19 protein-coding genes and 1 other RNA gene are annotated in these 19,970 nt (G+C 62.5%); 13 read left to right on the top strand and 7 right to left on the bottom strand.

The features are described from left to right. The 3 genes from ACEQXE_RS09420 to ACEQXE_RS09410 all read left to right on the top strand — a co-directional run. Nucleotides 1-287, top strand: a 287-nt coding sequence (locus ACEQXE_RS09420; RefSeq protein ID WP_370178723.1) for an N-succinylarginine dihydrolase, incomplete at its 5' end; no start/stop codon positions are given. A 132-nt stretch (nucleotides 288-419) separates the two neighbouring features. Further along, on the top strand, nucleotides 420-689 hold the full coding sequence (locus ACEQXE_RS09415) for a hypothetical protein (protein ID WP_370178721.1): 270 nt from the start codon (nucleotides 420-422) through the stop codon (nucleotides 687-689). Continuing rightward, nucleotides 649-1,077, top strand: a complete 429-nt coding sequence (locus tag ACEQXE_RS09410; protein WP_370178719.1) for a GxxExxY protein — start codon at nucleotides 649-651, stop codon at nucleotides 1,075-1,077. Before ACEQXE_RS09415 ends, ACEQXE_RS09410 begins: the two co-directional genes overlap by 41 nt. An 82-nt stretch (nucleotides 1,078-1,159) precedes the next feature. Here the strand turns inward: ACEQXE_RS09410 and ssrA are convergent. Continuing rightward, nucleotides 1,160-1,513, bottom strand: a transfer-messenger RNA (tmRNA) gene (gene ssrA, locus ACEQXE_RS09405). Nucleotides 1,514-1,534: 21 nt separating this feature from the next. Then, the gene (gene mscL / locus ACEQXE_RS09400) at nucleotides 1,535-2,005 is read right to left on the bottom strand and encodes a large conductance mechanosensitive channel protein MscL (protein ID WP_370178717.1); all 471 of its coding nucleotides are present in this window, start codon (nucleotides 2,003-2,005) and stop codon (nucleotides 1,535-1,537) included. 146 nt (nucleotides 2,006-2,151) lie between these two features. Between mscL and ACEQXE_RS09395 the strand changes: the two genes are divergently transcribed. The 5 genes from ACEQXE_RS09395 to ACEQXE_RS09375 are packed head-to-tail and all read left to right on the top strand — an operon-like array spanning nucleotide 2,152 to nucleotide 5,623. Further along, a complete protein-coding gene (locus ACEQXE_RS09395) occupies nucleotides 2,152-2,766 on the top strand; it encodes a LemA family protein (RefSeq protein WP_370178715.1) in 615 nt (204 codons plus the stop codon). Between the two features lie 26 nt (nucleotides 2,767-2,792). Next, nucleotides 2,793-3,608: a YgcG family protein gene (locus ACEQXE_RS09390; RefSeq protein ID WP_370182934.1), complete on the top strand. Its 816-nt coding sequence runs from the start codon at nucleotides 2,793-2,795 to the stop codon at nucleotides 3,606-3,608. Continuing rightward, the gene (locus ACEQXE_RS09385) at nucleotides 3,608-4,279 is read left to right on the top strand and encodes a TPM domain-containing protein (RefSeq protein ID WP_370178711.1); all 672 of its coding nucleotides are present in this window, start codon (nucleotides 3,608-3,610) and stop codon (nucleotides 4,277-4,279) included. Before ACEQXE_RS09390 ends, ACEQXE_RS09385 begins: the two co-directional genes overlap by 1 nt. 10 nt (nucleotides 4,280-4,289) lie before the next feature. Continuing rightward, the gene (locus ACEQXE_RS09380) at nucleotides 4,290-4,856 is read left to right on the top strand and encodes an NUDIX hydrolase (protein ID WP_370178710.1); all 567 of its coding nucleotides are present in this window, start codon (nucleotides 4,290-4,292) and stop codon (nucleotides 4,854-4,856) included. Beyond that, complete coding sequence (locus ACEQXE_RS09375; RefSeq protein WP_370178708.1) at nucleotides 4,841-5,623, top strand: SDR family oxidoreductase; 783 nt, start codon at nucleotides 4,841-4,843, stop codon at nucleotides 5,621-5,623. The genes ACEQXE_RS09380 and ACEQXE_RS09375 overlap by 16 nt, the downstream gene beginning before the upstream one ends. A 96-nt stretch (nucleotides 5,624-5,719) precedes the next feature. Here the strand turns inward: ACEQXE_RS09375 and ACEQXE_RS09370 are convergent, their stop codons facing one another. Both ACEQXE_RS09370 and ACEQXE_RS09365 read right to left on the bottom strand, forming a co-directional pair. After that, nucleotides 5,720-5,935 (bottom strand): PspC domain-containing protein, encoded by a 216-nt coding sequence (locus ACEQXE_RS09370; protein ID WP_370178707.1) that lies wholly within the window; start codon nucleotides 5,933-5,935, stop codon nucleotides 5,720-5,722. 178 nt (nucleotides 5,936-6,113) lie between these two features. After that, nucleotides 6,114-6,233, bottom strand: a complete 120-nt coding sequence (locus tag ACEQXE_RS09365) for an enoyl-CoA hydratase (RefSeq protein ID WP_370178705.1) — start codon at nucleotides 6,231-6,233, stop codon at nucleotides 6,114-6,116. Nucleotides 6,234-6,475: 242 nt separating this feature from the next. On the opposite strand from ACEQXE_RS09365, the gene recF reads away from it, so the two are divergent. Then, nucleotides 6,476-7,561, top strand: a complete 1,086-nt coding sequence (gene recF, locus ACEQXE_RS09360; RefSeq protein ID WP_370178702.1) for a DNA replication/repair protein RecF — start codon at nucleotides 6,476-6,478, stop codon at nucleotides 7,559-7,561. A gap of 43 nt (nucleotides 7,562-7,604) precedes the next feature. Here recF and ACEQXE_RS09355 read toward each other — a convergent pair whose 3' ends face one another. After that, entirely contained in the window at nucleotides 7,605-8,009 is a 405-nt protein-coding gene (locus ACEQXE_RS09355; RefSeq protein WP_370178700.1) for a DUF805 domain-containing protein, read from the bottom strand. Nucleotides 8,010-8,177: 168 nt separating this feature from the next. Further along, nucleotides 8,178-10,751, bottom strand: a complete 2,574-nt coding sequence (locus ACEQXE_RS09350) for a TonB-dependent receptor (protein WP_370178698.1) — start codon at nucleotides 10,749-10,751, stop codon at nucleotides 8,178-8,180. 289 nt (nucleotides 10,752-11,040) lie between these two features. On the opposite strand from ACEQXE_RS09350, the gene typA reads away from it, so the two are divergent. Further along, nucleotides 11,041-12,855 (top strand): translational GTPase TypA, encoded by a 1,815-nt coding sequence (typA, locus tag ACEQXE_RS09345; RefSeq protein WP_370178696.1) that lies wholly within the window; start codon nucleotides 11,041-11,043, stop codon nucleotides 12,853-12,855. A 51-nt stretch (nucleotides 12,856-12,906) separates the two neighbouring features. Here the strand turns inward: typA and ACEQXE_RS09340 are convergent, their stop codons facing one another. After that, nucleotides 12,907-16,134: a type ISP restriction/modification enzyme gene (locus ACEQXE_RS09340; RefSeq protein WP_370178694.1), complete on the bottom strand. Its 3,228-nt coding sequence runs from the start codon at nucleotides 16,132-16,134 to the stop codon at nucleotides 12,907-12,909. Between the two features lie 421 nt (nucleotides 16,135-16,555). Here ACEQXE_RS09340 and ACEQXE_RS09335 point away from each other — a divergent pair, with 421 nt between their 5' ends. The 3 genes from ACEQXE_RS09335 (at nucleotide 16,556) to ACEQXE_RS09325 (ending at nucleotide 19,884) form a co-directional block, all read left to right on the top strand. After that, nucleotides 16,556-17,488 (top strand): hypothetical protein, encoded by a 933-nt coding sequence (locus ACEQXE_RS09335; RefSeq protein ID WP_370178692.1) that lies wholly within the window; start codon nucleotides 16,556-16,558, stop codon nucleotides 17,486-17,488. Nucleotides 17,489-17,564: 76 nt separating this feature from the next. After that, nucleotides 17,565-19,043, top strand: a complete 1,479-nt coding sequence (gene putP / locus ACEQXE_RS09330; protein ID WP_370178690.1) for a sodium/proline symporter PutP — start codon at nucleotides 17,565-17,567, stop codon at nucleotides 19,041-19,043. 232 nt (nucleotides 19,044-19,275) lie between these two features. Next, nucleotides 19,276-19,884: a phage tail protein gene (locus ACEQXE_RS09325; RefSeq protein ID WP_370178689.1), complete on the top strand. Its 609-nt coding sequence runs from the start codon at nucleotides 19,276-19,278 to the stop codon at nucleotides 19,882-19,884. Nucleotides 19,885-19,970 lie beyond the last annotated feature (86 nt).

Below are 19,970 nucleotides of genomic sequence, written 5' to 3'. Positions count from 1 at the left end.
TGGCGGGCAACGGGCCGATCCGTCGACTGGTGCCGGTGGATGTGCGCCAGTCCATGGCCAATGGCGGCGGCCCGGCCTGCCTGCGGTTGCGCGTGGTGGCGGACCCGGCGACGATCGACCCGCGCTTCCTGCTCGACGAAGCCAAGGCGGACCGGATCGAGGCGGTGATCGCGCGGCATTGGCCCGAGAGCATTACGCCCGATCAGCTGGGTACCGATGCGCTGGCGGACCAGGTCCGCGCCGCGCGCGCCGCGCTGCTCGATACGCTCGAAATCGACGGCGTATAGTTAACACGCTGGCAACCGTGTCGGGTAAGTTTACACTGCCTGACCGGTTAACCATCGCACTGCCCCGCGATCCTCGATTGGCATGAGGCTTGCGAGTGATCCGGGACGCGCGTGTTAAGGAAGTTTGCTCGGATGTTTCGCAAGTTCAGACGCCTGTTCGTCATCAAGACGCGGTTCGAGGCGTTCCTGATCATCTACGCGCTGGCGCTGGGCGCGATGACCCGCGGGGCGAACTACCTGGTCGAATATCCGGGGTTCTTCGGGTGGGCGCTATTCCTTGCCTGCTCCGGCGCGGTGTTCCTGGCTGGCGCAAAGATCCTCGACTGCCTGAAGTATGAGCGGGCCGAGAAGGCAGCGTTTGTTGATCGCACGCAAAGACGCGAAGATGCCGCGCGACGCTGAACTGGAGCACCTCGTCGGAGTCGTCATCGATTGCGGCTATCACCTGCATGACAACCTTGGCCCCGGATTGCTGGAAAGCGCATACGAACGCTTGATGTTCGAGGAATTGCGCCGCTCCGGGATCGCCGTCCAGCGGCAGGTATCGATGCCGCTCAAGCACAAAGGCGTTGTCATCGACAACGCCTATATGATCGATCTTCAGATCGATGGTCGGCTTATCATAGAGTTGAAATCGGTCGAAAGGCTCATGCCGGTACACGCCAAACAACTGCTCACCTATCTGCGTTTGGCAAAATTGCCGGTCGAGCTCTTGATGAATTTCGGCCAGCCGCTCTTCAAGGATGGCCTCAAGCGGATCGTCAATAATTACGACGATGGCCGCCACTAGCGCGACCTCTTCGCGTCTTTGCGTGAGAATAATCTAGCAATCCGGAAAGTGGGGGTTTCTGTTGCTAGCTACCCCCGGAGCCCCGGAATCCGTTCTGTTGCCCGGTCGGTCCAACCGCGCTTTAGCTTTGTAAGATCAGGGCGTTAGCCCGTCAGATTACGCAGCGAGAGCGAGTGCTTCGTTATCGTTGGCACTTGTGTAATGAGCTCTTTACGGACTGCTCATTCCGGGCAAAAACGATGCCTTTCAACGCATGTCGATCCTGGTTCGGCCCCATCAGGAAGCCCGGCCGATAACCTAGGGAGCCGGGCCTTTTGGTGGAGCCGCCGGGTACTGCCCCCGGGTCCATTGCGTCTATTTCACACCGCAGTTTATTGCCGTAGTCGGCCGAAGCCGACGCATCCTATATAGGGCGCGCTGCGTGAATATAAAGTGTCTGCGATGCGGAAGCTGCGCCCTAGGGTGCACCCCGTTCCGCTTTCAGCTCGGCCAGGATCTTCTTCAGAACATCGAGCTGGGGGTCGGTCGGCACGTCGTCGCTCTTGGAGCTGTCTTCCACCTCGGCCTGCTTGCGCTGCATTTCCTCGGTCACGCGGTTCACGCCGCGCACCAGCAGGAACAGGGCGAAAGCGACGATCAGGAAGTTGATGACCGCGGTGATCAGCGCGCCGTAGCCGATCATCGCCACGCCCGCCTCTTTCAGCTGCTCGTAATTGTCGAGCGAACCTTCATAGCCTTCTGGCACCTCGCCCAGTTGCAGGAACCAGTTGGAAAAATCGATGTCGCCGAAGATCCAGCCGATGACCGGCATCAGCACGGCATCGGTCAGCTGCTTCACGATCCCGCTGAACGCCGCGCCGATGACCACACCGACTGCCAGATCGATCACATTGCCGCGTGCGATGAATTTCTTGAATTCGTTGAACACCTTGACGCCCTTTCTGCTGTTGCCATGGGTCTCTTCGCATGGGAGCCTGTGCGAGACAATCGGCCAGTCCGTAAGCGACGAATCCTTGCGCAGGGCCGCACGTGTCGTATATTGGCAATACACCAGTTACCCGGAGGGACATCTCGATGCCGTTTCGCACATTTTTCCGCTCGATCCTGCTCGCGCTCGGCCTTGTTGCCTTGAGCGGTTGCGGTATCAACTCGGTCCCCACGGCAGAGGAAAACGCCAAGGCGCGCTGGGCCGACGTGCAAAGCTCTTACCAGCGCCGCGCGGACCTGATCCCCAACCTCGTCAACGTCGTGCGGGCTGCGGCGGAGAGCGAGGAGGAAATCCTGACGCAAGTGATCGAGGCACGCGCCAGCGCCAGCCAGGTGCAGCTGACCACCGACGATCTCAACGATCCCGAAGCCATCGCCCGGTTCGATGCGGCACAAAGCCAGGTCGGCGGTGCGCTTAGCCGCCTGCTCGTCACCGTGGAACGCTATCCTGAACTGCAGAGCCAGGCGCGCTTCGCAGACCTGATGGTACAGCTCGAAGGGACGGAGAACCGGATCGAAGTCGCCCGCAATCGCTACAACGAAGCGGTGCAGGAATATAACACCACGATCCGCACCTTCCCCTCCACCATCGCCGCCAACGTGATCTACGGATCGGAACCGATGCAGGGCTTCGAAGCGCGCGAAGGCAGCGACGTGGCGCCCGAGGTGAACCTTGAAGGTCTGGGCGGCGACGAGAATTGATCGGGCGCACGCCCCCGATGCCTCGCATGTCCGCATTCCTTGCGCTTCTGCTGGCCGCGCTGCTCGCGCTTCCGGCGGCGGCGCAAGACCTGCCACCGCGCCCCGATGGGCCGGTCTACGACGGCGCGGACATGATCGACGCGGCGACCGAGGCTCAACTCGACGAGAAACTGCGCGCCTATAACAGGGAAACCGGGCGCGCGGTGATCGTCGCCACCGTGCCCGACATGGGCGGAGAGACCGTGGAAGGCTACGCGGTCGATCTGTACGAAACATGGGGCATCGGCGGCGAAGAGACCGACGAGGGCGCACTGCTGCTGGTCGCAGAGGAAGAGCGCAAGATGCGCATCGAGGTTGGCTATGGCTCCACCCCGACGCTGACCGATGCGATGTCGGGCAGGATCATCCGCGACACGATCACCCCTGCCTTCAAGGCGGGCGATTTCTCGCGCGGGATCGCGGAAGGCGTCGATGGCATGATCGAAGCGCTCGACATGGATCCGGCCACGGCGAAAGCGATTGAAGAGGCGGAAGCTGCGGCGCGGTCAGACCGGGAGGAGATCACCTTCCTGACCGTGCTGGGTGCGATATTCTGGATCGGGTTGATCATCATGTTCGTCTCGATCTTTGCGCGCGGCAAGAAGGGTCGCAGGCGCCGGCGCTATGGCGCGGGCGATGCGATGGGCGATGTGATCCTGTGGACCGCGATCAACACTGCCATCAATGCCGCCAGCGATGGCGATGGCTGGGGCGGCGGAGGCGGCTTCGGCGGTGGGGGAGGCGGCTTCGGCGGCTTCGGTGGCGGCATGTCCGGCGGTGGCGGCGCGAGCGGAGGATGGTGATGCGGATTACCGAAGCCGATCATGAGGCAGTCACCCGCGCGGTTGCCGAAGCGGAGCTGACGACATCGGGCGAGATCGTCACCGTGGTGGCGCGCACTTCCGACGGATACACCGATGTTGCGCTTTCCATCGCGGCCTTCCTTGCCTTCACGAAGCTGGTGGCGCTGGCGTTCTTCCCGGATCTCACGCTCGGCATCATCGACAGCCTGACCGGCGGCTGGAACACCGAGTGGACGCCTGCTGGCCTGTTCGGTCTCGCCAGTGGAATAGGCATTGCGACGTTCCTGATCGTCTACGCGTTGCTGCTGATCCCGGCTGTCCGCTTTGCGCTGATCCCGGGCCGGGTGAAGACCTTGCGCGTGGAAGACGCCGCGATCCGCCATTTCAAGGTGGGTGCCGAGCGCCGCACGCACGGGCGCACCGGGGTGCTGATCTACGTCTCGCTGCAGGAACACCGCGCGCAGATCGTGGCGGACGAGGCGATTGCTGCAAAAGTCGATCCCGAAGTCTGGGGCGCTGCCATGGTCGACATGCTGCGCGAGATCAAGGCAGGCGACCTGGGCGCAGGGATCGCGGCAGGCGTGCGCGATGTGGGCGTGGTACTCTCCGAACATTTCCCGCGCGCCGATGACGACCAGAACGAGTTGCCCGACCGGCTGATCGCGCTGTAAGCGCGGGCCCATGACGCACAGCAAACCGCCCGAGGCAGACCTGCCCGAAGAGATCCGCTGGCAGGGCAAGTGGATCGTCGCCAAGCAGCGGGGTAAGTGGGAATATGCGGGCCGCGCACGCGGCATCCGCGCCGCCGCGATCATCGCCATCGACGAAGGGCAGGTCCTGCTGGTGGAGCAATATCGCGTACCGCTGGGCCGTCGCTGCATCGAGATCCCCGCCGGGCTGGTTGGCGATTCCGAAGACACCAGCGACGAAAGCGCCATCGCTGCCGCGCACCGCGAGCTGGAGGAAGAGACCGGCTACCGCGCGGCGAAGATCACCGATCTGGGCGAGTTCTTTTCGAGCCCCGGCATGGTCTCCGAAGGGTTCTCCCTGTTGCGCGCCGAGGGGTTGACGAAGGTCGGTGAAGGCGGCGGCACCGACGGGGAGGATATCATCGTGCACCGCGTTGCGCTGCGCGAACTGGGCGCCTTCGTGGAAGCGAAACGCGCCGAAGGGCTTGCAGTAGACGTGCGGATCGCGATGCTGCTGATGACACAGAGAATTGGAGAGAACGGATGGCTGGACGGGTAGCGGGCAAGCTCGCGCTGATTACGGGTGCGGCGCAAGGCCTGGGCGCGGCGCATGCACGGCGGCTCGCGGAGGAAGGCGCACGCGTGCTGTGCACCGATATCAACGGCGATGGCGCGGCGGAAACCGCGGCGGCGATCAACTCCACGCACGGAGACGGCACGGCCTATGCGATTACGCATGACGTGACAGATCCGGCTGCGTGGCAGGCGGCGGTAGACGCCGCGCGCGAACAGCTGGGCGGGCTCAACGTGCTGGTCAACAATGCCGGAATGGGTGTCGCGGGCAATATCGAGACCTGCGATTTCGCGGACTGGCAACGCTGCTTCTCGGTCAACGTGGATTCGATCTTCCACGGCTGCCAGAAGGCCCTGCCGCTGATGCGCGAACATGCGCCGGGTTCGATCATCAACCTGTCGTCGATCGCGGGCCTGATCGCGAGCGACACGATGCCCGCATATAACTCGTCGAAGGCGGCGGTGTGGATGCTGACCAAGTCGATCGCGCTGCACTGCGCGAAGAACAACATGGGCATTCGCTGCAATTCGATCCACCCGACCTTCGTCGATACGCCGATCCTCGACGGGACCGCGCGGCACCACAGTATCGACAAGGGTGTGTTGCTGGAAAAGCTGGCGCGGCAGATCCCGCTCAAGTTCGTCGGCGAACCAAACGATATCGCCAATGCGGTGGTCTACCTGGCGAGCGACGAGAGCCGGTTCATGACCGGCGCCGAGATGAAGCTGGACGGCGGCATCTCCGCGATGTGAGCCAGATGTGCAACGGGGGCGCATTGCGTAACCGCTTGCGCCCCCGGCAGAACGGCCGGGTCTGCGATACCCGGACCGTGGATGATGCGATGCCGGTCAGTCGGCGATCGCCCATATGATCGGGTACACGATCAGCAGCGATCCGAAGAAGAAGATCGTCGCGAGGACCCATGCGATGCGGACCAGCGCGACATCCCAACCGAAATAGTTGGCCATGCCCGCGCACACGCCGCCCATGACGGCGCGCTGACGGTCGAGGCGGAAGCGGCGTTCGGGCAGCGAACCGCGGGTGTTGTCGTCGATCTGGCTCATGCGACCATCCCGGCGCTGTCGACCATCACGGGGACGATCGCGAAGGCGAAGGCGAGGCCGGTGAAGGCGAGCGCTCCGGCACCGGCGAGCATGTTGCGGACGAAGGACGGCATTTCAAAAATCTCCTCTGGATGAATGTGTCGGTGTGAATTGAAGGATTGGATCAGGCGATCGCGGTTCAGGCGATCATCAGGCCATTGGGGCTCGCCGGCACGATGGCGGTGGCGAAGAAGATGGCCGAAACGCCCAGCGCGAAAACGGCGCCGAACAGGCGGGTGCGGATATCGGTAGCAGTCATTTTAAGTCTCCTCATGTTGGTGCCGGTGGGCCCTCCCGCCGGACATCCACAGCATTGCAGGAGGCGTGCCAGTTTGAGGAAATGGGGGATTTCTGCGCTTTCTGCCTTACTGGTTGCGACAGATCTTGTTCACCAATCCGAAAGCTTGGGATTTTTCACCACATGTTGGAATGGCCGATTTGCACAGCCGGGCTGGCCTGCCATCGCCGCACGCGCTAGGCGCCTTGGAAAGGCCTTCGCACGTGGCACTCGACCGCATTTCCCTTCACGATTTTCGCAACCATCCGGCGACCGAGCTGGAAGGGACCGCGCGCTTCAACCTGTTGGTCGGCGCCAATGGTGCGGGCAAGACGAACGTGCTGGAGGCGCTGTCGCTGCTCGCACCCGGGCGCGGACTGCGCCGGGCCAAGCTGCCCGAGATGGCGCGCGGAGCGGGCGCGGGCGGGTTCTCGGTGGGTGCGCGCCTTTCGCCACAGGATGGCGGCGAGCCCATCCAGCTGGGCACCATGATCGACCCCGCACAGCCCACCCGCCGCCGGGTGCGGATCAACCGCGCGGATGCGAGCGCGCTGGCGCTGGCCGAATGGCTCTCTGTCCGCTGGCTCACGCCCTCGATGGACGGGCTGTTCATGGATAGCGCCGGGGCCCGCCGCCGGTTTGTCGACCGGCTGGTGCTGGCGATCGCTCCGCAGCATGCCACGCTCTCCAACCGATACGAGGCCGCTTTGCGCGACCGCAACCGGCTGCTGTCGGACGAGGTCGCACCCGATCCGCGCTGGCTCGATGCGCTGGAGGCCCAGCTTGCGGAACATGGCGCGCAGATCGCGGCGAACCGCAGGACGCTGGTCGATCAGCTCAACGCAGCCCTCCTCGCCGCCGACGATGCGCACTTCCCCAGGCCCGCGCTGGCGCTGGAGCCCGTTGGGCCCGAGGAGCGCGAGGCTCTGGCAGCGGCGCTGTGCGATGGCCGCCCGCAGGATCGCCGCGCCGGGCGCACGCTGACCGGCCCGCACCGGACTGAGCTTGCGGTGACCCTGGCCGACAAGCGGGTGCCCGCCGCGCAGGCTTCGACCGGGGAGCAGAAAGCCATGCTGATCGCCATCATGCTCGCGCATGGCACGCTGGCCGCAAAGGACCGTGCGGGGATCCTGCTACTGGACGAGGTTGCCGCGCATCTCGACCCGGATCGGCGCGTAGCGCTGTTCGATCGGCTCGCCGCGAATGGCGAGCAGGTGTGGATGACGGGGACGGAGCGCGCGCCGTTCGAGGCGATCCTGCCCCACGCAGCCTTGTGGGATGTCGCAGGGGGTACCTTGCAGCGCGGGTGACGCCCGCCCCCTCGCACCGAGGCGAAGGGGCAGGGAAGGTCACCTATTCGAAGGTTTGCGCGGTCACCTCTTCCTTGGGGCTGGGCCCGAATTGGTTCTCTCCTGGAGTACCATCGAGGAACATGAAGACCAGCAGCACCAGCCCACCCAAAGGAATGAGATTGAGGAGGATCCACCAGCCCGATTTGTCCTGATCGTGCAGGCGCCGCACCGTTACGGCGAGGTTGGGTATCAAGAGAGCTAACCACACGATCACGAGTGGGATCGTCAGAAGATCGCTGATCCCTCCGCGTTCGAGAGGATCGCCTGCCGCATCCACCGCACCGATCACGAGCGCCATAGCGATAAACAAAATCCACTGACCGAGCTGGAACATCCAGTACTCGAGCCGGCGGGAGCGGCCTTCGAAGTCGGCGTACCGCTTCAGCGGCAAGAACATCCATTGCATCTGATTCCCCCCTTGGACGCGCGCCTTTCGGTCGATTCCGATACGCACAGCAGCCCTGCGGATTTGCGCATAGCAGTGCGCCTATCGCAAGCCGTTTCGCACCTTACTCAGACAAAAAAGGGGGCCCGCGAAGGCCCCCTTCCCCGATTTCCCGAAAAGTCCCGAAGATCAGAACTTGAAGCGTGCCATCGCGCCGTAGGTGCGCGGGCCGCTCGGGTAACCCGAAACGGTGCCAGACTGCGCAACACCGTCGAACACGGTCAGGATGTACTGTTCGTTGAGCAGGTTACGCCCAAACACGCCCAGTTCCAGCCCCATGTCGAGCGCGAAGGTGGCGGACGCGTTCACCAGGTTCACTTCGCGGCGGAAGTTGTTCGCCCCGAAGGTCGGCAGGCCGTTGTTGATCTTCGTGTTGCTCTCGTGGCTGTAATCCACGCGGGTGATCAGACGGTTGCCGGTGTTGCCGAAGTCCAGCGTGTGGGTGAGCGAGGTGGCAATGTTCCACTCGGGCGTACCGCCGGGGCGCTGACCCGAGAGATCGCCCACCGGGCTGCCCACGAAGCTGTCATAGACCGCATCGAGGTAGGTGGTGGCAAAGGTGAAGACCAGCGAAGGATCGGGCACGACGGTCGAGCTGAACTCGAAACCGCGGACCGACTGCTGGCCGGCATTGGCGAGCTGGAAGCCCGTGCCGGTGAAGGTGAAGCTCTGGAACCCTTCGATCGTCTGGTCGAACAGCGCGATATTGAAGTTCAGGCCGGGGAAGTCCGCCTTCAGGCCCAGTTCGTAAACTTCTGCTTCTTCCGGCCCGGCAAAGCGCGACCCGGTGGTGAGGTTGACCACATTCACACCGGCATCGGTGATCGGCGAAGACGGTGCTGCGAAGCTCGAATTGACCGGCCCGGGGATGTAATCGCCGAACACCGGACGCGAGTCACGCGACAGGTTGACCGAGCTCGCCTTGAAGCCGGTGGCATAGCTGAAATAGACGTTCACGCGATCGTCGAAATTGTACGATGCGCGCAGCAGGTAGCTGAAATCGTCGTCATTCGTCATGCCATCCTCGACCGCGTTCGGAATGGTCAGGAACGGCGGCTGGAACTGGAACGGCGTGAGCCCAAGGAAGGGGTTCGCCGCCGGGTTGGTCGCGGTGGCGAGCAGGCCTGCCTGCACCGCACCCGGAAGCGCCTGGAACTGTGCACGGTTCGTCACCGCACCGGCGGTTGCCAGCGTGATGAATGCATCGACCACGTTGATGTTGGCCAGCTCATCGAAGGCCTGGCCGCTCAATGCGAAGTCCTTGCGGTCGTCGGTGTAGTTGAAGCCGGCGGTCAGGACGAGGTTTTCGACCGGCTCGAGATCGACCGTACCGAAGACCGACCACGCCTGGTTGTCCATCGAATAGGTTTCGGAGGTCAGCGGGCCCTGCGAGAAGATGCTGTTCTGCGGGATGCCGAGCCCGGCTTCCACCGTGTTGAAGGTGAAGGTCGGGTCGCCGGTCGCCGCGCGGGCCAGCAGGGTGAAGAAGTTGCGCGAATCCGCACCGGTGGTCAGCGCGCTGTCCTGCGTCACCGACTCATCGAAGTAGAAGCCGCCCAGCAGGAAGTTGAAGGGTCCGTCAAAGTCGGACGCGATGCGGAATTCCTGGGTGAACGTGCCGACCTGCTGGTCGCGCAGTTCGCTCACGATATCGGCGCTGGTGAAGTCGACGTCCTGATCGATGAGGTTCTTCAGCTCACGATAGGCAGTGATCGAGGTGATGCCGATCGGGCCATTGTCCCACTCGACCTGCACCGAGCCGCCATAGTTGTCGACCTTGTTGATCGGCTCCTGGTTCAAATAGGTGTCGTAGCTGAAGAAATCGGTGCTCAGCGCACCGCCGACACCGAAGACCGCAGCGGCCGTGGGGCCGGCCACCAGCGTGCTGACCACGCAGCACACTTCGTCGATCTGCGAATAGTCACCGATCGCACGGATGGTCAGTTCAGGGGTCGGTTCGAACAGCAGCTGGCCGCGTGCGCTCCAGCGATTGCGGTTGGAAACGTCTTCGCCCAGGTTCACGATCGTGCCGTAACCGTCGCGGCGGTTGTAGCTACCGTCGAGCGAGAAGGCGACGTTGTTGGAGATCGGGCCGGTAATGTCGCCCTTCAGGGTGAAGGCGTTGTAGTTGCCGTAAGTCGCTTCGACCTGGCCGCCAAACTGGTACTGCGGCTCACGCGTGACGACCGAGATCACACCGGCCGACGCGTTCTTGCCGAACAGCGTCGACTGCGGGCCATTGAGCACTTCGATGCGCTGCACGTTGGCAAGGTCGTTGAGCGAGGATGCCGAGCGCGAGCGGAACACGCCGTCGATGAAGACGCCGACCGAAGGCTCGATCCCGAAGTTGTTGTCGCCGTTGCCGAAGCCGCGGATGATGAAGGTGGAGGACGAGGAGTTCTGCAGCTGGCTGACGCGCAGCGACGGGGTGACCGTCTGCAGGTCCAGCACGTCGCGGATCTGCGCCTGCTCCAGCGTTTCGCCGCTGGTCACGCTGACCGAAACCGGCGTTTCCTGCAGCGTCTGTTCGCGCTTGGTCGCGGTAACGACGAGCGTGTTGCTGTCGTTCAGTTCGGCTGCGAGATCATCGGCTGTCGCATCGGCATCCTGCGCGTGGGCGACGGCGGGCAGAGCGAGTGCGGCGACGCCGACAAACAGCGCGGTGCGCGAAAAACCGGCAACGCCGGGGAACTTAGTAGCCATCAGATGCTTCCTCTCTGTACAATCCCGTGCGCAGAATTTGCGCTTAACGTGGCGTCAATAAACGCGCGCGGGCCTCCGCTCAACTGCGAAACGTGCGGAATCCGCAGCCCGCGGGTCGATCTGTTGCCAAAACAGCACATTCGAATGCATGCCCCGACGCATGCCGTAGCGTAATGAAACAGATCGCCCAGAGTTCGTGACGTGTTGCGATGCAGCAGGCGCACCGCTAAGGCGCCAACCGCAACGTCCCGTGACGTAACCACCCCCTTTCCCCGAAAGCAGATTTCCCGTGTCCCTACGCAATATCGCGATCATCGCCCACGTCGACCATGGCAAGACCACACTGGTCGACCAGCTCTTCCGCCAGTCCGGCACCTTCCGGGAAAACCAGCGCGTGGAAGAACGCGCGATGGATTCGAACGACCTGGAGAAAGAACGCGGGATCACCATCCTCGCCAAGTGCACCAGCGTCGAATGGAACGGCACGCGCATCAACATCGTCGACACGCCGGGCCACGCGGACTTCGGCGCAGAGGTGGAGCGTATCCTGAGCATGGTCGACGGTGTCATCTTGCTGGTCGACAGCGCGGAAGGCCCGATGCCGCAGACCAAGTTCGTCACCGGCAAGGCGCTGGGGCTGGGGCTCAAGCCCATCGTGGTGGTCAACAAGATCGACCGGTCCGATGCGCGCCCGCAGGAAGTGCTGGACGAGGTGTTCGACCTGTTCGCCAGCCTCGATGCGAATGACGAGCAGCTCGATTTCCCCAGCCTGTGGGCCTCGGGCCGCGACGGATATGCCAGCGACGACGAAACCGCGCGCTCGGGCGACCTGGAGCCGCTGTTCAAGCTGATCGTCGATCACGTGCCGCCGCCGGGCCTCGATACGCAGGCCCCGTTCAGCTTCCTCGCCACCCTGCTCGACCGGGACAATTTCATGGGCCGCGTGCTGACCGGCCGGGTCCAGTCGGGCAGGATCAACATCAACGATCCGATCCACGCGATCGACGCGGACGGCAATGTCGTCGAGGCGGGCCGCGCGACCAAGCTGATGAGCTTCGACGGGCTCGAGCGCGTGCCGGTGGAAAGCGCTCAGGCGGGCGACATCATCGCGCTGGCAGGCCTCGAAAAGGCAACCGTCGCCAACACCATTGCCGATCCGCAGGTGAAGGAACCCATCGCCGCGCAGCCGATCGACCCGCCCACGCTGGCGATGCGCTTTGCCGTCAACGACAGCCCGCTGGCCGGGCGCGAAGGCAGCAAGGTGACCAGCCGCATGATCCGCGATCGCCTGTACCGAGAGGCGGAAACCAACGTCGCCATCCGCATCACGGAGAGCGACGACAAGGACAGCTTCGAGGTTGCCGGGCGCGGCGAACTGCAGCTGGGCGTGCTGATCGAGACCATGCGCCGCGAAGGCTTCGAGCTGGGCATCTCGCGCCCGCGCGTGCTCTTCCGCGAAGAAGGCGGACAGCGGCAGGAGCCCTATGAAACCGTCGTCATCGACGTGGATGACGAGCATTCGGGCACCGTTGTCGAGAAGATGCAGCGCCGCAAGGCCGAGCTGACCGAGATGCGCCCGTCGGGCCAGGGCAAGACGCGCATCACCTTCTCCGCCCCCAGCCGCGGGTTGATCGGCTACCACGGCGAGTTCCTGTCCGACACGCGCGGTACGGGCATCATGAACCGGTTGTTCGAGAAGTACGATGTGTACAAGGGCCCCATCGAAGGTCGCCAGAACGGCGTGCTGATCTCGATGGTGCCGGGCGAGGCCGTGCCCTATGCGCTCAACGCTTTGGAAGAGCGCGGCGAGCTGTTCATCGGCGGCGGCGCGAAGATCTACGAGGGCATGATCATTGGCGAGAACGCCAAGCCCGACGATCTGGAAGTCAACCCGATGAAGTCCAAGCAGCTGACCAACTTTCGCTCGACCGGCAAGGACGACGCGATCCGCCTCACCCCCCCGCGCGTGATGACGCTGGAACAGGCGATCGCCTATATCGACGATGACGAGATGGTGGAGGTGACGCCCCAGAACATCCGCCTGCGCAAGGCGATCCTCGACCCGCACGAGCGCAAGAAAGCCAAGCGGAAGATGGAGGCGTAAGCAGTTGCCGTCATCCCAGCGAAAGCTGGGATCGCGGGCGGGCGGAGCGCCTTAGGCCGAGGCCTCCACCACCACATCCAAGGGCAATTCGATCTCGCGCATGATTTGGTCGGTTTCTACCAGGATTTTGACGATGCTCTGGTAGTGGCCGATATCCGCGTAGGAGAGCGCACGGCCCTTGCGGTCCTTGAGCCATTTCTGCGCGGGCTGGTAGCCGCCAATGTAGAAATCCCACGCGAGCTGCGGGACGCCATCGAAATATTGCGACTTGTTGATGTAGACCCGCCCGTCCTTCAGCTTCGGATGACCGGCCGCGACAACGCTGTCCTCCTCGCCATCTTCGGCATCGCCCATGAAGGGATAGACCGCTTCACCGATGGCCGCGGGCTCCATGAGATGCAGGCGGCGTAGCGCCTCGCCCTTCTCGCTGACGTGTTTGAAGACTTCGGGGCTGGCAGGGTAGGGAATGCGCGGAAAGTCGATCTTGAGGAATTCGGCGAAGGTTTCGCGATACTCGGGCGAATGCAGCACGCCGTAGATATAGTCGAACACCTTGACCTCGGACGGGCGCGCATCGCCGGTGGCCGCGCGGAAATCGTCCTCGGGTCCGGCCGTGTCCGAAGGGTCGATCCCGGCGGCCTTGCAGATTTTGGCGTAGAGCTTGGGTTCGAGGTTCAGCGTGCGCTCGGTGGGAGCAAGCGCGTCGGCTTGATCAGCGGTTTCGTCAGGGTAGAGGTAGAGCGGTGCGGTTAAGCCACCCCCTCGATAGAATACGTTCTGGTCGACTATCTCCTCGCTTGAGTAGCAGAGGTTCCATGCTTCGCTACCAGTAACTTGACCTTGTCGGCCAATTACCAACGCGAAATTCGAGTTGTCGATGAGATGGCGCATTAATCCTCGACGAGAATCACCACGCGGAATGATCTTGTGAATCCGATTTATTGGGTAATAGGCGTAGTGCGTATCAAAGGGTCGATAAGTGACTGGCCGTACATCTCGTCTCTCTGCTTTCTCAAAATTTGCCCGTTGCTCTTCTACTTTCCAGTCCTTAGTCTCGTTGAATTTCCAGTGCGATGTGATTTCTGATGCTGATTTGCTCACCATCGCTTCGATGACCGCAATGACCTCATTTGGCGAGAAATTTTCGCTAATGAGAAGAGGGTCTTTCCTGAATTTCGTGCCTGTTGCTCGCTCGCCAAATAGATCAACGGCCGAAAAGCCGGTAGAGTACTGATCCATTGCGCTGAAATCTTTCGGAACAAGATAGAAAGCGGGGCTCTCAGGTATAATAGAGTGAAATTCAGCATCTCGGACTGCGGAGCTAAAGAGCGCGTCGTTCTTTGATGCCCGGGAACCGAAAATATCACGATGGAAGACTTCACAGTTCGGCCCGCCGACCGTTCGCACGAAAATTGCGATTGATACGCCTTGCTGAATATCAAATACGTTCTTGTCGGGAGATCCGTCCGGAGACTTCTCGCGCCTTTTGGTGCTGCCATGTAAATCCAGAATGAAAATCTTATCGAAGGTTTTGACCAGAGAATCACGCATTCGACTGTGTATCAAGCCGTCAATGTAGGCGTTATTCGTGATAAAGCCGACAATTCCAGCCCCATTCTTTTGGACAACGTGCTGAGCCAAGCGCAGGAATTTTATATAGTCATCTGAAAGTGCCTGAACGTTCTGCTCGTCGAGACCCGCTTTGTACTCATTCGTGATGGAGGTGATCCAATCACTCTGGTTTGAAGAGCTAATCGAATACGGTGGATTCCCGATCACGCACATGATCGGCGTCTGGCGCTTTACCTCGCTCGCACCACGCGCTTCGTCGGCCAGTTGCTGGAAGAACAGATCCTTCACCTCGCGTTCGGCCGGCTCGAGCGCGTTGGTCAGCCAGACGGAGAGGCGCGGCGGGTTGCGCGAGGGCACATAGCCGCTCTCGGTCAGCTGCATGTCCAGCTTCATGTGGCACATGGCATAGCTTGCCATCAGCAGCTCGAAGCCGTGCAGGCGCGGCAGCAGGTCTTCCTCGACGTAGGAACTCCACTTGCCCGGCGCGCGCGCCTTCACCCGGTCTGCAATGGTCTGCACCGTCTTGGCGAGGAAGGTGCCCGTACCCGTCGCCGGGTCGAGTATCTGGACCCGGTGCACATCCTTGCGGATCGTCACGGGCTTGCCTTTTTTGTCCGTCTGCCCGGTGTCCCAGTCCACCGTCACCTTGCCGGTATCGGCCAGCCCGTCGGCAATGCCGAACTCGGTTTTCAGCACGTCGTCGACCGCGCGGACGATGAAGTCGACCACCGGCTCGGGCGTGTACCAGACGCCGCGCGCCTTGCGTTTCTTCGGATTGTAGGCGGCGAGGAACGTCTCGTAGAAATGGATGAAGGGATCGTTGCGGGCGGTGAAATGGCCGAAATCGGCGAACAACGAATGCGGGTCGCTCGCCCGCAAAACCTCTGACAGGTCATCGACGACATATTTCAGACGGTCGGGAATGTCGTATCCCGCGACGTACTGGAATAGCCCGCGCAGGAAGGGGTTCGACTTGGGTAGTTTCTCCAGCGCCTCCTGCCTGCTGAACGTATCCAGCGTGTCATCATGCAGGCGCGCGGCGAACATGCCGTAGGTGATCGTCTCGGCGTAGATGTCCGCGAACTCACCCGGCGTCAGGTTGGGCAGCAGGTTATCCTTGAAGGTATTGTACTGCCGCCCGAGGCCGCTGCGGAACTCTGCATCCTCGGCCAGCGCAATCCCGACCTCGTCCTTGATGATCGCCGCCTTGCCCGCCATCATCTCCGCCAGCTTCTGCGCGCTACGAATGCTGATCGGCTTCTGCTCGGCAAAGAGCTTGAGCTGACGCTCCAGTTCACCGAACTTGTCTGGAAGCGGTTGCAGACCGCCGAGGTCGCCCATGAAATCCGCGATGGAAGTATGGTGGACGACTTCCTTGTTGCGGATGAACTCGAAATCTACGCCGTTGGTGTAGAGCAGGTTCGGGTAGGCGTTTTCGTAGCGCTTGCGCTGCTCGACGCTGTAGCCCTTCAGCTTGATGACATCCTTGTCGATATCTTTCGCCTCGGCCCAGCCGAACGCGACCCCGTTCCGCTGGAACAGGAAGTCGGGCATCCCGCCTTCGGACCGCTTGGGCTCGTTGATGACCTCGATATCGGGGTCGATTGACTGGAACAGCGTTTCGAGCGGGGCTCGATAGCTGTGCTCAGTTGCATGTCCCGAAGCAAACTTTGTCCTGACCTGTTCGAGATACCCGGCAATATCCATGCGTTGCCCCTCCTGCCCGTTGGTCTTAGCGCAGCGGAGTCACTGGACAACCCGTGGATTTTCCTACTCCCCCGCGCCGCGCTACAAGAACCCTCGCGCCTCGCGCACTGCTCTTTTGCACCGTCCGCCCGCCCAGCCCCGCTCCTCCGAGCGGTGATCGATACGCTCGATCAAACCCGCCCTTCTGATCGATCCGGTTTCGTCACTTAGACACTGTGTCAGGTGTGTCAGGAGTCATTCTCGGTCGCGCGTCCGAACCGCAAAACCGGTGCCCACTTTTGCTGGACGCGCTCCGGCCCCGCACGCCAATTCGACACACCGCCCACCCAAATCCATGGGGGGCAATTCCCCGCGCTTCCCAAATCTCGCCCGCGCTGACAATATGGTTAACGGGTCAGCGAAGAGTGGGGATTCGCCTGCGATGAACAGAGATACATCCGCCGCAGCATACGCCATGATCGGCGCGTTCCTTGCGGTGGCCAGCGTGATGATCGCGATACTCACCGCGCCTTGGCTCGCCACGTGGTTCGCGGAAAATGTCGGCAACTCATATGGTTACGACTATGCCTATTCCTACGACTACGGCTATCCGGCGGAAAAGACCTGGGCCGATTACTGGCCGCTGGGCAGCACGCGCCTGCTGGTCGCGTTCGTGTTCTTCATCCTCAGCGGCGCGTTCGTGGGCTGGCTGCTGGGCAGTTCGGGCGGCGACGTTGCCGAGCGGGACGAGGATGTGCGTATGCTGCGCGACCGGATCGACCGGGAAATCCGCCTGGTGGAGCGGCGGCGCGACCTGAACGACAAGGAAAAGGGCGGCTTCAAGCAGAGCGCCCATGCGCTGCTGGGTGCGCGCGACCGCCTCTCGCGCGAAGTGGCGCAGCATGTCGCCAGCGGCAACGCGCTGACCGGGGCGCAGCAACTGGCCAAGGAAGCGCGGACCGAGTTGCTCGACCGGTTGTGCAATGCCAGCCACCTAGCCGGCCCGTTCTCCGACAAGGAGCAACAGGAGATCGAGGAGCTGCGCGCCAATCACGAACGGTTCGATGAACTGGTCAAGGCCTACAAGACCAAGGAAGCGAACGAGAAGAAGGCCGCCAAGGAAGCCAAGGAAGCGCAGGACAAGGCCAAGAAGGACAAGGAAGACCTCGAACGGCTGGAGAAGATGTACGAGGACAATCAGCGCGAGGCGGCGGAGCTGCTCAAGAAGGTCAAGGAGCTGACGCGGATCGGCTCGCAGATCGGCGGGCCGGCCAACGGGCACACTGTCACGGTCGAAGGATCGAAAGACGGCACCAAGGGCGAAGGCTCCGGCGGGCGGGCGCGCGTGGATGTCGAATGGGACGACAAGGGCTGAGCCGTGACGATCCCCGGCTGGGGCAATCGGGCACACCGGTGGTCAAACCGTATATGAGTTGTTAGGCACCTCGCCCATGCAGACAGGGGTCCTCATTTCGCTCGCCGCCTATTTCGTCCTCATGCTGGCGATTGGGCTTTTTGCCTGGAAGAAATCCACCGACACTTCCGAAGGCTACCTGCTCGCCGGACGCGGCTTGTCGCCGGGTGTCGCGGCGCTTTCGGCGGGCGCATCGGACATGTCGGGCTGGCTGCTGCTGGGCCTGCCCGGCGCGCTCTATGCCGCAGGTCTGGTCGAGGCGTGGATCGGGATCGGCCTGTTCGTGGGCGCGGTCGTCAACTGGAGCGTGGTCGCACCCCGCCTGCGCGAACAGACCGAAAAGCTGGGCAATGCGCTGACGATCCCGGAATTCATGGCCAACCGCTTCCCCAGCCAGGCGGTCGCGCTGCGGGTTGTCTCGGCAATCGTGATCGTGGTGTTCTTCATGGTCTATTCGGCCGCAGGGCTGGTCGGCGGAGGCAAGCTGTTCGAAACCGCCTTCCCCGCGCTGCTGCCTGCAGTGGGGATGAGCGACTACATGCTCGGCATCTGGATCACTGCGGGCGTGGTGCTCGCCTATACGATGATCGGCGGGTTCCTTGCGGTCAGCCTGACCGATTTCGTGCAGGGCGTCATCATGCTGCTGGCGCTGGTCATCATGCCGCTGGTGGTGATGTTCGGCCCCGGGGGGAGCGCGGGCGACAGCCTGACCGATATCCAGCTCGGCTTCCTGAGCCTGACGCAGGGGCTGACCTTCGTCGGCTTCCTGAGCGCGGTAACATGGGGGCTCGGCTATTTCGGGCAGCCGCACATCATCGTGCGCTTCATGGCGGTGCGTAGCGTGGAAGAGGTATCGACCGCGCGCAATATCGGGCTTGGCTGGATGTTCGTGTGCCTGCTCGGCTCGCTCGGTGTCGGGCTCGCCGGCCGCGCCTATGTGGAGCGCAACGGGATCGCCGTCGAAGACCCGGAAACGATCTTCATCGTGCTGGCCGACCTGCTGTTCCACCCGCTGGTGACGGGCTTCCTGCTCGCCGCGCTGCTGGCTGCGATCATGAGCACGATTTCCTCGCAGCTGCTGGTTTCCTCCAGTTCGCTGACCGAAGACTTCTACCGCCTCTTCCTGCGCCGCGATGCGAGCGAGCGCGAGGCGGTGAATGTGGGCCGCGTCAGCGTGCTGCTGGTGGCACTGGCAGCGATCTGGGTCGCGAGCGATCCGGAGAGCGAAGTGCTGGGCCTCGTGTCCAATGCATGGGCTGGCTTCGGTGCCGCCTTCGGGCCGCTGATCCTGCTGTCGCTGACCTGGCCGCGAATGACCGGCACCGGCGCGCTGGCCGGGCTGGTGGTTGGCGCGGGCACGGTCGGCTTCTGGATTGCGCAGGGCTGGAACGCGGAATTCATGGGCGGCCCGGGCGTGTACGAGATCATCCCCGGCTTCATCGCCGCAACCATTGCGATCGTGCTTGCCAGCCTCGTGACAAGGCCTGAAAACCTCAGCGAGTATATCGTCGAATAGCAGCAATGCGTTAGATCGCGGTTCACGCCGATGACGAGAAAGCTGGCCCAATGCGGGCCGAGCTTCCTGGTCCTTCCGAAAAACCTCCATAGAAATTTCGAATTGGACCTAATTTAGAAAGACGAGCGAATACAACGTCTAGGCGATATCTCCCGGCTTCTCTCTCGATAGCCAAATTCGCACGCGCCTGTTAAGGAGTTGGCGCCTTTTAGGGGCAAACAGGGAGAAAATCATGAAAATCAAAGCAACCGCGCTCGCGTTATCTGCAATGGTTGGCCTATCCTTCGGCGTCAGCACGCCTGCCGCCGCGCAGGAACCTTACCTCGGTCAGATCCAGCAGTTCGGCTTCAACTTCTGTCCGCGTGGCTGGATGTCGACCAGCGGGCAGATCCTTCCGATTTCGCAATATACCGCGCTCTTCTCCCTGCTCGGCACGACCTATGGCGGGGATGGCCGGACGACATTCGCCCTTCCCGACCTGCGCGGTCGGACGATGATCGGTACGGGCCATGGTCCGGGCCTGCACGATTATCGCTGGGGACAGCGGGGCGGGTCCGAGACCAACACGCTGACCGTCAGCCAACTCCCCTCGCATAACCACCAGGCGACATTGCGCGCCCACAATGCGCCGGGCGATACGGATAACCCGTCCAATGCGCTGATGTCGGATTTCCCCGCAGGATCGAATGTCTATTCGACGGGCTCCGCCGACACGAACATGGGCTCGAGCGCGATCGTGGTAGGCAACACGGGTGGCAGCCAGCCGGTGAACAACATGCAGCCCTACCTCGCAATGACGACCTGCATCGCCATTCAGGGCATCTTTCCGCCGCGCAGCTAGTGCGGCGAGTCTGATCGTACGAGTGGGGCAGCAGCGAGCGGTTGCTGCCCCGCTTCATCGATCCGGCCGGAGAAAACTTGCAGGAC

The organism is Alteriqipengyuania sp. (assembly GCF_964222115.1).
GTDB lineage: Bacteria > Pseudomonadota > Alphaproteobacteria > Sphingomonadales > Sphingomonadaceae > Alteriqipengyuania.
Note: the sequence above shows the minus strand (reverse complement) of the source record. Positions and strands in the feature narration are given on the sequence as shown.

Bases quoted from the DNA above. Each gene is read 5' to 3' on its own strand.
- putP (WP_370178690.1), top strand. From the start codon at position 17,565: ATGCAGACAGGGGTCCTCATTTCGCTCGCCGCCTATTTCGTCCTCATG.
- ACEQXE_RS09370 (WP_370178707.1), bottom strand. From the start codon at position 5,935: ATGAGCCAGATCGACGACAACACCCGCGGTTCGCTGCCCGAACGCCGC.
- ACEQXE_RS09335 (WP_370178692.1), top strand. From the start codon at position 16,556: ATGAACAGAGATACATCCGCCGCAGCATACGCCATGATCGGCGCGTTC.
- ACEQXE_RS09415 (WP_370178721.1), top strand. From the start codon at position 420: ATGTTTCGCAAGTTCAGACGCCTGTTCGTCATCAAGACGCGGTTCGAG.
- ACEQXE_RS09355 (WP_370178700.1), bottom strand. From the start codon at position 8,009: ATGCAATGGATGTTCTTGCCGCTGAAGCGGTACGCCGACTTCGAAGGC.
- ACEQXE_RS09380 (WP_370178710.1), top strand. From the start codon at position 4,290: ATGACGCACAGCAAACCGCCCGAGGCAGACCTGCCCGAAGAGATCCGC.
- ACEQXE_RS09390 (WP_370182934.1), top strand. From the start codon at position 2,793: ATGTCCGCATTCCTTGCGCTTCTGCTGGCCGCGCTGCTCGCGCTTCCG.
- ACEQXE_RS09385 (WP_370178711.1), top strand. From the start codon at position 3,608: ATGCGGATTACCGAAGCCGATCATGAGGCAGTCACCCGCGCGGTTGCC.
- ACEQXE_RS09375 (WP_370178708.1), top strand. From the start codon at position 4,841: ATGGCTGGACGGGTAGCGGGCAAGCTCGCGCTGATTACGGGTGCGGCG.
- ACEQXE_RS09395 (WP_370178715.1), top strand. From the start codon at position 2,152: ATGCCGTTTCGCACATTTTTCCGCTCGATCCTGCTCGCGCTCGGCCTT.
- ACEQXE_RS09350 (WP_370178698.1), bottom strand. From the start codon at position 10,751: ATGGCTACTAAGTTCCCCGGCGTTGCCGGTTTTTCGCGCACCGCGCTG.
- ACEQXE_RS09365 (WP_370178705.1), bottom strand. From the start codon at position 6,233: ATGACTGCTACCGATATCCGCACCCGCCTGTTCGGCGCCGTTTTCGCG.
- ACEQXE_RS09325 (WP_370178689.1), top strand. From the start codon at position 19,276: ATGAAAATCAAAGCAACCGCGCTCGCGTTATCTGCAATGGTTGGCCTA.
- ACEQXE_RS09340 (WP_370178694.1), bottom strand. From the start codon at position 16,134: ATGGATATTGCCGGGTATCTCGAACAGGTCAGGACAAAGTTTGCTTCG.